Source organism: uncultured Aquimonas sp. (genome assembly GCF_937888285.1).
Taxonomy (GTDB): Bacteria; Pseudomonadota; Gammaproteobacteria; order Xanthomonadales; family Xanthomonadaceae; genus Aquimonas.
Map to the genome: position 1 here is coordinate 39,400 of NZ_CALART010000089.1, position 12,011 is coordinate 51,410.

Below are 12,011 nucleotides of genomic sequence, written 5' to 3' on the forward strand. Positions count from 1 at the left end.
AGACACAGCCACGCCTGTCGCTGCGTCTCAGGCCAGCGAGTAGCCGACCCGGAAACCGCCCCAGTGGCGACCCCTGACCCGGATCGGCACCGACATGTCGAACATGATCTGGCCGGTGTCGCGGCGATAGACCTGCAGCCGGAAGGGATCGGTGTGCGCACCCACCGTGCGGCCGACCCGGTCGGCAAAGATCCGCTTGGTGCGGTTGTGGACGAGGTCGTGCTTGGGGTCGCCGGTCAGCGGCTGGCAGAAGCGGTCGTTGTGGGTCGGGACGTAGCCGTCGCGGTTGGCGCTGATCGCATAGACCACCCAGGCTTCGGCGCCGGCCAGGGGTTCCTGGAACTCGGGCATCAGCGCGTCGCAGAGCTCGTCGAAGGCGGTCGAATGCTTCTGAGGTTCGGTCCGCGGGATCGGCCGGTACTCGCGCGAGAACAGCGCGTCCTCGGCGAGGCGACGCGCGGCCAGGGCAGCCTCAAGAGCGCGCCCGGCCTGGTCCGCACCGTTGCGCGCGAGCTCCAGCGCACGCGCGTGGCGGGGCTCCGCCAGCGGGTCAGCGCTCAGCCGGAACAGTCCGACGCAGTCTTCAAGCGTGCCGATCCCGCTGGCGATGCCGGCGCTGGCGGTGAGCATGGACTCCACCGCGGCGAGGTTGTCGCGGGCATGGCCGGAGACGTCGCCCAACAGCGACTGCAGGCCCGCCACCGCCTGCACCTGGGCACCGACCCGGCTGCTGCCATCGCGCATGGCCTCGCCGGCGCGCTGCATCAGGCCGACCACGCGGTCGAGCACCGCGCGGGTGTCGGAGGCCTGGCGCAGTCCGTCGCCCATCCGCGAATGGATGTCGTCCAGCGTGCCGCGGACATCGCGGGCGGCGCCGGCGGTGCGCTCCGACAGCGCGCGGATCTCGCGGGCGACCACGGCGAAGCCGCGCCCGGCGTCGCCGGCACGCGCGGCCTCGATGCCCGCGTTGATCGACAGGATATTGGTCTGCAGGGCGACGCTGTCGATCATCTCGATGATCGAATCGGCGCGGCGGGTGCTGTTCTCGACCGCCTGCATGGTCTGCTGGAAGGACTGCGCCGTCGCCGATCCGCTGCCCGCCAGCTGACCGGCCTCGTCGGAGAGGCCGCGCACCGCGGCCAGCGCGTCACCGGCCTCGCGCAGCCCGCTGGCCAGCGCTTCGGCCGCGGCCAGCGCGTGTTCGACCTCCTGCACCTGCTGGCCCGAAGCCTCGCGCACCTGGGCATTGCCGTGATTGAGGGCAGGTACGGCCGCCGCCACCTCGCGCACCAGCAGGACGGCCTGGCGCAAGGCTTCGGACAGGTTGCCGAAACCGGACTTCAAGGCCGGCAGGCGGGGGTCTGCACCGACGTCAGCGGGCAATTCGGGCAGGCTGAGGTCGCAGGCCTGCAGCTGGGTGGCTGCCAACGTGAGCAGATCCTGGCGCGCGGCGGGAGCCAGTGCCAGCAGCCAGCCGTCCTGGAACGGGCTCAGTCGCAGCGTCTGGCCGTGCAGCTGCAGCGGATGCTCATGGCCAGCGAAGGCGGCGTCCGACAGGCCGAGCGTAGCGGCAGCGAGCGGCAGCGCCGCCTGCGGCGTGAGGCCGAGCAGACGCCCCATGGCTGGGCTGCAGACGCTCAGTCTGCGCTCGGCGTCGAACCAGGCGATCGGCAGGGGTAGCGACTGCAGGGCAGTCGGTTCGATCGACTCACTCATGTCGCGCTCCGGTATTGGACAGGTGCAGACCGCCCGGCCTGCAAGTCGTGGGCCTGTGAAGGCGGACTGTGGCGCTGGCGCGGCCCGCCGCACATTCGACCTCGGTCTAGGTCCGCCGCCGGGCTCAGCCGCGGGAACACGCGTCGCCAACCCTCGTCGCGGGTCCGATCGGATTGCGCCCGTCCTGGCCCTGTCCTTGCCGCCGCCCTGCTCACCGGCCCCGCAAACGCGAACGCCGGCCTGAAGGGCCGGCGTTCGGGTGCCGCATGCGCGATGCCGACGACCGCGCTGGTCAGCCGCCGTATTCGCCCAGTGCAGCCAGGCCGTTGGCGCGGGCGCGCTCGAACACGGTGTTCTGCGCGGCCGCCAGGTTGCCGGCCATGTCCTGGGCCCAGGTCTTCAGCGCGGCCTGCTGCATGGCGCGGCCGTAGCTGAAGGACAGCGGCCATGGCCGGTGGCCGAGCTGGTTCATCGCGTTCAGATGCTGGGTCGCGGCCTCGTCGCTCTGGCCACCGGACAGGAACACAATGCCCGGCAGGTTGGCGGGCACCGAGGCGCGCAGGCAACGCAGGGTGGCGAGCGCCACTTCCTCGACCGAAGCCTGCTCCGCACAGTCCTTGCCGGAGACGACCATGCTGGCCTTGAGGATGGTGCCCTCGATCAGCACGTTCTGCTCGTACAGCGCACCGAACAGCGAACGCAGGGTGGCTTCGGTGACTTCGTAGCAGGTCTCGATGTCGTGGGCGCCATCCATCAGCACCTCGGGCTCGACCATCGGCACGATGCCCTGCTCCTGGCACAGCGCGGCATAGCGCGCCAGGGCGTGGGTGTTGGCCTCGATGCAGCTGCCCGAGGGCGTGTCGTCGGAAATGGTGATCACCGCGCGCCACTTGGCGAACTTGGCGCCGAGACGGGCGTACTCCTTCAGGCGGTCGCGCAGGCCGTCGAGGCCTTCGGTGACCAGCTCGCCCGGGAAGCCGGCCAGCGGCACCGTGCCCTTGTCGACCTTGATGCCCGGCAGGATGCCGTTCTTCGCCATGTACTCGGCGAACGGAACGCCGCTGCGGGTCGCCTGGCGCAGGGTTTCGTCGTACAGGATCGCGCCGGAGATGTGCTGCGACAGATTCGGCGTGGTCAGCAGCATCTCGCGGTAGGCGCGACGGTGCTCCTCGGTGTTCTCCACGCCAACCGCCTCGAAGCGCTTCTTGATGGTGTTGGTCGATTCGTCGATCGCGATGATGCCCTTGCCCGGGGCCACCATGGCCTGGGCGATGTCTTCCAGCTGTTCGATGCTCATAGCGGCTCCAATGACGGCGACCGGCGACGGACCGGACGCCTGCGGGACGGGTGGCGACGGGCGCGCAGGGCGCACGTGCAGGCGAGGACACTCGAAGCGCCCCCACGATCAAGCCGTGGCGGCGATCACGGAAGTATAGCGGCACCGGCTGCAGTCCCGAAGCGCCGGGCGTAGCCGCGTCCGAGAGGTCGCAGGCCGGCAACCCCGTTTGCCGACGCACTGCGTACAGGGCTTCGCCTGGCCCTTCCGCCGCCAGGGGGAGCGCGTTCCATGTCTGTCCAATCCAAGCCACAGCAGGGCTTCTCGGTCATGCGCTGCCTGGGCATGACCACCACCCTGAGCCTGCATCTGGCTGCCGGCCTGATGCTGTTTGTCGGCGCCAAGCCCATCGAGACCGCAGTGGCCGATGCCGAGCCCCCGCCCTCGCCTCCGCTCATCGAGTTCATCAAGCGGCCGCCTCCACCCCCGCCGCCACCGCCACCGCCTCCGCCCCCTCCCAAGCCCCGCCCGCCGGTGCCAACCCCCCCGCCGCTGGCGGTCGCGGCACCGCCGCCGGTGGAAATTCCCGAGCCGAACGCGATGTCGGTGTTTGTGCCCCCGGTGGAGGCGCCGCCCAGCCTGCCCAGCGCCTACGTCGACCCGGGGCCAGCGGTCGACGACGGGCCCTACGAGGTCAGCCAGCTGGCCTATGCGCGGCCGCCTGGATCGCCGACCTATCCCGGGCCGGCGCTGCGCGCCCGCCAGGAAGGGCTGGTGCTGCTGCGCATCCACGTCGACGCCCAAGGCGTGCCGACCCATGTCGAGGTCGAGCGCTCCAGCGGACACCGCGTGCTCGATCGCGCCGCCGTCGACTACGCGCTGAAGCGCCTGCGCTTCAAGCCGGCCGAGCGCGATGGTCGGCCGGTCTCCGCCATTGCCCGGGTGCCCGTCGATTTCCGCCTGCCCGGTCGGGCCTGAACCGCACCGTGGAGCCGTCGCCGGGTCGCGGCGCCGGCTCCGCGCGCGAATGCGCTCGATACTCCGGCGCGGGGCTGGCGCCAGCAGCCTGTTGAAAAGCAGCCTGCTGGACCGGCCATGGATGGCCGGAGCGACTCATCGAGCGCGTGAGCGCCTGATTCGTCGTGAGGCGGTACGGACCTGTGCCGGACCGCCGACGAGAAAAACGCCCGGGAAGGGCGTTCTGCAAAAAAGCTGCTAGAGCTCTCCGCCGGCGAAGAAGCCGCGAATGCCGGCGACCCCCTGCGCGCCGGCCATGCGTGCAGCAGCGAGATCGGCGGGGCCGACCCCACCCAGCGCGTACACCGGCAGGGCGGTGAAAGCGCGCAGGGCGCTGAAGCCTGGCCAGCCCAGGGCGGGGGCCCCCGGATGGCTGCGCGTGGGCAGAACCGGCGAGAGCAGGGCGAAGTCGCAGCCGAGCGACTCGGCTCGCCGCAGTGAAACCGGGTCGTGGCAGGACGCGCCGACTCGGGGCAGCGGCGGCCGCCCGGCGAGCCGCATCAGCAGGGTGCGGCTCAGCTGGACGCCGCAGCCCAGCGCAGCGGCGAGTTGGAGGTCTTCATCGCCGCGCGCGTTCAGCAGCAGCTCGATACCCAGCGCCCGCGCGCGCTCGGCGGCGCGGCGCGCCAGCTCCGCGCGCGCTTCCGCGCCGAGAGCCGGCACCCGCAGCTGCAGGCGCTGGGCTCCGGCTGCGTGGGCGGCAGCGAACCAGGCCTCGAATGCAGCCGGCTGCGCGACCGCCTCCGGGCTGATCCAGTACAGCGCGGGCTGGCGCAGGCAGGCGAGGATCGGGCGATCGGCCGCCGGCAGCGCTGCGGGATCGATGTCTTCCGGACGCACCCAGCGCAGGGCCTGTCCCTCAAGTCCGCGCGGCTCACCGCGCCACTCGCGAACCTCGATCGCCTCCAGCCACAAGAGGCGTCGCGATTGCCGCTGCGGCACGCGGATCAGCGGCTCACCGCCCCTGATGTCGATATCCAGCTCTTCGGACAGCTCGCGCCGCAGGGCTTGGTATGCGGTCTCACCCGCTTCGAGCTTGCCGCCGGGGAACTCCCACAGCCCGGCATCCTCGCGCCCATGGGGCCGCTGCGCCAGCAGCACCCGGTCGCCGGAATCGAACAGCAGGCCGGCGGCGACACGCAGCTCGGGCAGGGCCTCGGTCATGCTGGATCGGTCCTGGGGCCTTGCCTGCCCGCACAGCAGCGGGGCCGCTTTCGCGGCCCCGTTGCGTGCTCTCAGGCCAGCTGGCCGTGGCAGTGCTTGTACTTCTTCCCCGAACCGCAGGGGCAGGGATCGTTGCGGCCGACCTTGGGATCGACGCGCACTGGCGCCTGGGCCTGCGCCTGCTGGACCTGGGCGGCCTCTTCATCGGCGCCGTAGCCACCCGCGCTTTCGTGCTGGAACTGCATGCGCTTGGCCTCGGCCTCGGCGCGGCGGCGATCTTCCGCTTCCAGGCGCTCGACTTCGTCCTCGGAGCGGATGCGCACCCGCGCCAGCATGGTCGTCACTTCGCGCTTGACCTTCTCGAGCAGTTCGGAGAACAGCTCGAAGGCCTCGCGCTTGTACTCCTGCTTGGGCTGCTTCTGCGCGTAGCCGCGCAGGTGGATGCCCTGGCGCAGGTAGTCCATGCGCGCCAGATGCTCCTTCCAGCTGCCGTCCAGCACGGTCAGCATCACGTGCTTCTCGAGTGCGCGCATCAGCTCCGGCCCGACCTGCGCCTCCTTCTCGGCGAACATCGCGTCGGCCGCCTCGACCACGTGCTGGGCGATGTTTTCCGCGGTCAGCTCCTCGCGCTCCTCGACCAGCTTCTTGAGGTCGACCTGCAGACCGAAATCGGCGGCAAGCACCTTCTCCAGGCCTTCGATGTCCCACTGCGCGTCGATCGAGCCGGCCGGCACGTGCTGGTGCGTGACCTCGGTGAACACATCGGCGCGGATGCTGGCGACGGTGTCCTTGACGTCTTCGACTTCCAGCAGCTCGTTGCGCTGCTCGTAGATGACCTTGCGCTGGTCGTTGTTGACGTCGTCGAAGTCGAGCAGGTTCTTGCGGATGTCGAAGTTGTGCGCCTCGACCTTGCGCTGCGCCTTCTCGATCTGGCGGCTGACCAGGCGGTCCTCGATGGCGTCGTCTTCCTTCATGCCGAGGAAGGCCATGGCCTTCTGCACCCAGTCGGCGGCGAAGATGCGCATCAGGTTGTCTTCGAGGCTGAGGTAGAAGCGCGAGCTGCCCGGGTCGCCCTGGCGACCGGAGCGGCCACGCAGCTGGTTGTCGATGCGGCGGCTCTCGTGGCGCTCGGTGCCGATGATGTGCAGGCCACCGGCCTGCAGCACCTGCTCGTGGCGGGCTTGCCACTCCCCGCGCACGCGCTCGCGATCGGCTTCGGCCGCGTCTTCGCCCAGCGCCTGCAGCTCGGCTTCCAGCGAGCCGCCCAGCACGATGTCGGTACCGCGGCCGGCCATGTTGGTGGCGATGGTCACCGCACCCGGGCGACCTGCCTGGGCGACGATGTGGGCCTCGCGCTCGTGCTGCTTGGCGTTCAGCACCTCGTGCGGGATCTTCTGCTTCTTGAGCAGGTTCGACAGCAGCTCCGAGGTCTCGATCGAGGTGGTGCCGACCAGCACCGGCTGGCCGCGCTCGTGGCAGGCCTTGATGTCCTCGCTGATCGCCTTGTACTTCGCTTCCTTCTTGAGGAACACGAGGTCCGGCATGTCCTTGCGAACCATCGGCCGGTGGGTCGGGATGACCGTGACCTCCAGCCCGTAGATGCTCTGGAACTCGTAAGCTTCCGTGTCGGCCGTGCCGGTCATGCCGGACAGCTTCTTGTACATGCGGAAGTAGTTCTGGAAGGTGATCGAGGCCAGCGTCTGGTTCTCGCGCTGGATCGGCACGCCTTCCTTGGCCTCGACCGCCTGGTGCAGGCCGTCCGACCAGCGCCGGCCCGGCAGGGTGCGGCCGGTGAACTCGTCGACGATGATGACCTCGCCATCGCGCACGATGTAGTCGACGTCGCGCTGGAACAGCGCGTGTGCGCGCACCGCGGCATTCAGGTGATGGACGACCGCGAGGTTGTGGGCGGCATACAGGTCTTCGTCGCCCTTGAGGATGCCGGCCTCGCGCAGCAGCTGCTCGGCGTGCTCCATGCCGGCTTCCGACAGATGGACCTGCTTGCCCTTCTCGTCGACCCAGTAGTCGCCTTCGCCCTTCTCGTCGCTCTGCCGCGACAGCTTCGGCACCAGCTTGTTGACGCGCACGTAGAGCTCGGGGGAATCGTCGGCCGGGCCGGAGATGATCAGCGGCGTGCGCGCCTCGTCGATGAGGATCGAGTCGACCTCGTCGACGATGGCGTAGTGCAGGCCGCGCTGGAAGCGGTCCTCGAAGCGCAGCGCCATGTTGTCGCGCAGGTAGTCGAAGCCGTACTCGTTGTTGGTGCCGTAGGTGATGTCGGCGGCATAGGCCGCCTTTTTGTCGCCGTGCGGCATGCCCGGATAAACCACGCCGACCGACAGGCCCAGCCAGTTGTAGACGCGGCCCATCCAGGCGGCGTCGCGCTTGGCCAGGTAGTCGTTGACGGTGACCACGTGCACGCCCTTGCCTTCCAGAGCGTTGAGGTAGACCGGCAGGGTCGCCATCAGGGTCTTGCCCTCACCGGTGCGCATCTCGGCGATGCGGCCGGAGTTCAACACCATGCCGCCGATCAGCTGGACGTCGTAATGGCGCATGCCCAGCACCCGGCGGGCGGCTTCGCGCATCACCGCGAAGGCCTCGGGGAGCAGCTGGTCGACCGTCTCGCCCTTGCCGAGGCGCTCGCGGAACTCGCCCGTCTTGGCCTGCAGGGCGGCATCGTCGAGAGCCTGCATCGCCGGCTCCAGCGCATTGATACGGCCGACGGACTTGGTGAACTGCCGCACCAGGCGCTCGTTGCGGCTGCCGAAGATGCGGGTCAGAAGGGCGTTGAACATGGGCGGTTCCGGGTCGCGGCGCGAGGCCGGCGTGTGGGGTGGAGGGAGCGTTGCGGGTCGCCAACGAAAAAGGCCGCGTCGCAGCGGCCTTGTCGGGCGCTCGGACGCCGCAGCGCCCGGCATTCTAACCTGTGGGTGAATTCGCGCGAATCAAGCGTCAGCGCCGGAGGAAACGCAGCACACGCTGGACGCGCGAGGGCAGCGGGATTCAGCCCCGCGCCGGAGCCTGCCGCGCCTGGCGCAGGAAGGGATGCGGATTCACCGTGCGACCGTTGTGGATCACCTCGATATGCACATGCGAGCCGGTCGAGCGGCCGGTCGAGCCCATCTTGGCGATCAGCTCGCCGGCACGGACGCGGTCGCCCTCCTCCACCAGGTTCTCCTGGTTGTGCGCATAGCGGGTGACATAGCCGTTGCCGTGGTCGATGTCGACCATGTTGCCGTAGCCGGGGTGGCGCCCCGAGAAGACCACGACGCCGTCGGCCACCGAAAGGATGTCGCTGCCGCGCGGTCCGTTGAAGTCCACGCCCGAGTGGAAATGGCTGCGGCCAGTGAAGGGATCGATGCGGGTGCCGTAGGTGGAGGAGGCGTAGCCGGAGCGGACCGGGCTGCCGGTCGGCAGCATCGCCTGCTCCAACTCGCGGTCGAGCAGCAGGCTTTCGAGAACCCCCAGCTGGTCGCCCTGCTGGGCCAGCTGCTCGGCCAGGCGATCAAGCGAATCGACCAGCTCGCGCTTGCTGCGGTTGGACACCGCGCCCATGTCCTCCGGGCCGCCGAGCGCGGGGGGCTCGGAGAAATCGAACTCGCCGTCTTCGAGGCGACCGACCTGGGTCAGGCGCTCACCCAAAGCGTTCAGGCGGTTGGCCTGGGCCTGCAGCTGGCCCAGGCGCGCGGCCATGGCATTCAGCTCTTCCTCGGCCTCGGTGCGGGCGACTTCGATGGCGTCGCGCTGTTCGACCAGTTCCTGATTGAGCGTTTCCAGCTGCTTCAACGCGAGCGTCTCGCTCGAGCGCAGGGCCCAGCCAAGCCCGAATCCACTGCCGACCAGCAGCGCGAGTGCGGCAAGGCTGCCGCCGATCAGGCGCGGGTCAAGCAGGTTCAGCTTGCGCGGCGCCTTCAGGAAACTCGCTACGATGATGATGTTCATGGCACTCCGGTCGTTCGTTCGCCCATGCAGACTTTCTCCAAGAGCTCCTTCCAGCCGCTGCTGGCGGCCAAGGAAGGTTCGTCTCTCGACAGCCTGATCGATCGCGCCCGTGCCCTGGGTGCGCTCGACAAGCGTCTGCGTCAGTCCCTGCCCGACGCGCTGGCCGGCCAGTGTCGACTGGCCAACGTGCGCGAAGGCAGGCTTGTCTTTCTGGCGAGCTCTCCGCTGTGGCGCAACAGGCTCCGGCTGGAATCGGAGGCCCTGCTGGCCGCCGCCGCCGAAGCCGGGGTGCCGGCTTTCGAACTCACCGTGAAAGTGGCGCCGATGCTGACCGTTCCCCCGGAGCAGGCATCGCACTCACCCGTCACACCGGCGGCTGCAGCGGCGCTGCGGGAAGCGGCCTTCCAGGCCACCGATCCCGAACTCCGCCAGCAGCTGCTGGCTTTGGCCTCCCTGGCCGATCCCGCTTCCTGAAGGGGCGAACACCCCAAGGCCGCCAAGACGGCAGCCAATTCGGAACTTCAATGATTCAGGCGATCGCCTGCGCCGGATGCGCGTAGGAAATCGGCGCGGTCGCCTCGTCCTCGAAGGTGACCTCTTCCCAGGCCGAGGCATCGGCCAGCATGGCGCGCAGCAGCTGGTTGTTCAGGCCGTGACCCGACTTGTAGCCGTAGAAGGCGCCGATCAGGCTGTGACCGAGCAGGTAGAGGTCGCCGATGGCGTCGAGGATCTTGTGCTTGACGAATTCGTCCTCGTAGCGCAGGCCATCCTCGTTGAGGACACGGTAGTCATCCAGCACGATGGCGTTGTCCATCGAACCGCCGAGCACCAGGTTGCGCTCGCGCAGCATCTCGATGTCCTTCATGAAGCCGAAGGTGCGGGCGCGGCTGACTTCCTTGACGAAACTGGTGGTCGAGAAGTCGATCTCGGCGCTGGAGGTGCTCTTCGAGAACACCGGGTGCTTGAAGTCGATGGTGAAACCGACCTTGAAGCCCTCGAAGGGCTCGAAGCGGGCCCACTTGTCGCCGTCCTTGACGGTGACCGTCTTCTTGATGCGGATGAACTTCTTGGCGGCGTGCTGCTCTTCGATGCCGGCGCTCTGCACCAGGAACACGAAGGGGCCGGCCGAGCCGTCCATGATCGGCACTTCCGCGGCCGACAGGTCGATGTAGCAGTTGTCGATGCCCAGCCCGGCCAGCGCCGACAGCAGATGCTCGACCGTGGACACCTTGACGCCATCCTTGTTGACCAGGGTGCTGGCCATGCTGGTCTCGCCCACGCAGTGCGCGCAGGCCTTGATTTCGGCGGGCTCGGCCAGGTCGGTGCGACGGAACACGATGCCGGTGTTGACCGCGGCCGGGCGCAGGGTCATGTACACCTTGTCACCCGAATGGATGCCCACGCCGGTGGCGCGGATGGCATTGCGGAGCGTGCGTTGGCGGATCATGCGCGGGCGGCGTCCCTACGGAGTGCGTGACAAAACGTGCCGGAGGATGGCACGCGACCCGCCGTCACGCAAGCGTAGCAATCGGCAGAAACCCCACAATCCGTCGCGAAAAAACGACAGATCCACGAAAACCGTGACCGCGTTCCGGGAACGGACGGAACGCGGTCGGCGGCGATTCAGCCCCGCGGCCGGGGCGGAATCCGGTGCAACACGATCAGTCCGCCTGGCGCCGCAGGAAGGCCGGAATGTCGAGGTAGTCCATCGGCAGGTCAGCGGTGGCGACGCGGCCTTCGCTGCGGGCGGCCGCCCGCGGCGCGGAGGCGGCAACCGGGTCGATGGCCATGCCGGTGGTCGCATCGCGCAGGCCGGCCACCGGGCGCAGGCGCGGCGTCTCGATCTTCTCGATGCGCTCGCTGCGCGGCTGCGGACGCGCCGCCACGCCGCGGTTCAGGCCGGTGGCGACCACGGTGACGCGGACCTCGTCCTGCATCTCGTGATCGAGCACGGTGCCGATCACCACCGTCGCGTCTTCCGAGGCGAACTCCTCGATGGTGCGGCCGACCTCGTCGAACTCGCGCATGGTGAAGTCGGGGCCGGCGGTGATGTTGACCAGGATGCCGCAGGCGCCGGACAGGTTGATGTCGTCCAGCAGCGGGTTGCTGATCGCCTTTTCGGCGGCCTCCATGGCGCGCTCTTCGCCGCGGGCGCAGCCCGAGCCCATCATCGCCATGCCCATCTCGCTCATCACCGTGCGCACATCGGCGAAGTCGACGTTGATCAGGCCCGGCCGGACGATCAGATCGGCGATGCCCTGCACCGCGCCCTGCAGCACGTCGTTGGCGGCGCGGAAGGCGTGCACCATGGTGGCGTCACGGCCGAGCACGGTGATCAGCTTCTCGTTGGGGATGGTGATCAGCGAGTCGCAGTGGCTCGACAGCTCCTCGATGCCCTTCAGCGCGACCTGCATGCGGCGGCGGCCCTCGAAGGGGAAGGGCTTGGTGACCACGGCCACAGTCAGGATGCCCATCTCTTTGGCCAGCTGGGCGATCACCGGTGCCGCACCGGTGCCGGTGCCACCGCCCATGCCGGCGGTGATGAACACCATGTCGGCGCCCGAGATCGCCTCGACGATGCGCTCGCGATCCTCGAGAGCGGCCTGCCGACCGACTTCGGGATTCGCGCCCGCACCGAGGCCCTTGGTCACGCCCGAGCCCAGCTGCAGGATGTGCTTGGCGCCGGTGCCCCGGATCGCCTGCGAGTCGGTGTTGGCGCAGATGAACTCCACGCCTTCCAGGCTGGAATTCACCATGTGCGCGACAGCGTTGCCGCCGCCGCCGCCCACTCCGACCACCTTGATGACCGCATTCGGCGCGGCCCGCTCCACCAGTTCAAACATCATGCTCTCCTTCCGTTCCTTGTGACGCAGCTGCTTGATGACCCCTGATTGAT

At 69.0% G+C, this 12,011-nt stretch carries 9 protein-coding genes; 2 read left to right on the top strand and 7 right to left on the bottom strand.

All coding sequences use genetic code 11. The annotated features are described in order from the left end of the window. Positions 1-27 precede the first annotated feature (27 nt). Together Q0654_RS16190 and Q0654_RS16195 are read right to left on the bottom strand one after the other, a co-directional pair. Entirely contained in the window at positions 28-1,716 is a 1,689-nt protein-coding gene (locus Q0654_RS16190; protein ID WP_298855804.1) for a methyl-accepting chemotaxis protein, read from the bottom strand. Between the two features lie 292 nt (positions 1,717-2,008). Further along, positions 2,009-3,013, bottom strand: a complete 1,005-nt coding sequence (locus Q0654_RS16195; RefSeq protein WP_298855808.1) for a class I fructose-bisphosphate aldolase — start codon at positions 3,011-3,013, stop codon at positions 2,009-2,011. A 270-nt stretch (positions 3,014-3,283) separates the two neighbouring features. On the opposite strand from Q0654_RS16195, the gene Q0654_RS16200 reads away from it, so the two are divergent. Then, positions 3,284-3,970 carry an energy transducer TonB gene (locus Q0654_RS16200; RefSeq protein ID WP_298855810.1) on the top strand — a complete coding sequence of 229 codons (687 nt, stop codon included), beginning with the start codon at positions 3,284-3,286 and terminating at the stop codon, positions 3,968-3,970. Positions 3,971-4,207: 237 nt separating this feature from the next. Here Q0654_RS16200 and Q0654_RS16205 read toward each other — a convergent pair whose 3' ends face one another. From Q0654_RS16205 to Q0654_RS16215, 3 genes are all read right to left on the bottom strand, one after another. Then, a complete protein-coding gene (locus tag Q0654_RS16205) occupies positions 4,208-5,173 on the bottom strand; it encodes a Nudix family hydrolase (protein ID WP_298855812.1) in 966 nt (321 codons plus the stop codon). 71 nt (positions 5,174-5,244) lie between these two features. Beyond that, entirely contained in the window at positions 5,245-7,968 is a 2,724-nt protein-coding gene (gene secA / locus Q0654_RS16210) for a preprotein translocase subunit SecA (RefSeq protein WP_298855814.1), read from the bottom strand. A gap of 208 nt (positions 7,969-8,176) precedes the next feature. After that, positions 8,177-9,115, bottom strand: a complete 939-nt coding sequence (locus Q0654_RS16215; protein WP_298855816.1) for a M23 family metallopeptidase — start codon at positions 9,113-9,115, stop codon at positions 8,177-8,179. A gap of 24 nt (positions 9,116-9,139) precedes the next feature. Here Q0654_RS16215 and Q0654_RS16220 point away from each other — a divergent pair, with 24 nt between their 5' ends. Next, positions 9,140-9,589: a DciA family protein gene (locus Q0654_RS16220; protein WP_298855818.1), complete on the top strand. Its 450-nt coding sequence runs from the start codon at positions 9,140-9,142 to the stop codon at positions 9,587-9,589. A 55-nt stretch (positions 9,590-9,644) separates the two neighbouring features. Here Q0654_RS16220 and lpxC read toward each other — a convergent pair whose 3' ends face one another. Both lpxC and ftsZ read right to left on the bottom strand, forming a co-directional pair. Further along, a complete protein-coding gene (lpxC, locus tag Q0654_RS16225; protein WP_298855820.1) occupies positions 9,645-10,562 on the bottom strand; it encodes a UDP-3-O-acyl-N-acetylglucosamine deacetylase in 918 nt (305 codons plus the stop codon). 214 nt (positions 10,563-10,776) lie between these two features. Beyond that, the gene (gene ftsZ / locus Q0654_RS16230; protein WP_298855822.1) at positions 10,777-11,958 is read right to left on the bottom strand and encodes a cell division protein FtsZ; all 1,182 of its coding nucleotides are present in this window, start codon (positions 11,956-11,958) and stop codon (positions 10,777-10,779) included. Between the last annotated feature and the right edge of the window lie 53 nt (positions 11,959-12,011).

What these genes read in the sequence shown, in the direction of transcription:
- Q0654_RS16190 (WP_298855804.1), bottom strand. Translation starts at nt 1,716, where the DNA reads ATGAGTGAGTCGATCGAACCGACTGCCCTGCAGTCGCTACCCCTGCCG.
- Q0654_RS16195 (WP_298855808.1), bottom strand. Translation starts at nt 3,013, where the DNA reads ATGAGCATCGAACAGCTGGAAGACATCGCCCAGGCCATGGTGGCCCCG.
- Q0654_RS16200 (WP_298855810.1), top strand. Translation starts at nt 3,284, where the DNA reads ATGTCTGTCCAATCCAAGCCACAGCAGGGCTTCTCGGTCATGCGCTGC.
- Q0654_RS16205 (WP_298855812.1), bottom strand. Translation starts at nt 5,173, where the DNA reads ATGACCGAGGCCCTGCCCGAGCTGCGTGTCGCCGCCGGCCTGCTGTTC.
- secA (WP_298855814.1), bottom strand. Translation starts at nt 7,968, where the DNA reads ATGTTCAACGCCCTTCTGACCCGCATCTTCGGCAGCCGCAACGAGCGC.
- Q0654_RS16215 (WP_298855816.1), bottom strand. Translation starts at nt 9,115, where the DNA reads ATGAACATCATCATCGTAGCGAGTTTCCTGAAGGCGCCGCGCAAGCTG.
- Q0654_RS16220 (WP_298855818.1), top strand. Translation starts at nt 9,140, where the DNA reads ATGCAGACTTTCTCCAAGAGCTCCTTCCAGCCGCTGCTGGCGGCCAAG.
- lpxC (WP_298855820.1), bottom strand. Translation starts at nt 10,562, where the DNA reads ATGATCCGCCAACGCACGCTCCGCAATGCCATCCGCGCCACCGGCGTG.
- ftsZ (WP_298855822.1), bottom strand. Translation starts at nt 11,958, where the DNA reads ATGTTTGAACTGGTGGAGCGGGCCGCGCCGAATGCGGTCATCAAGGTG.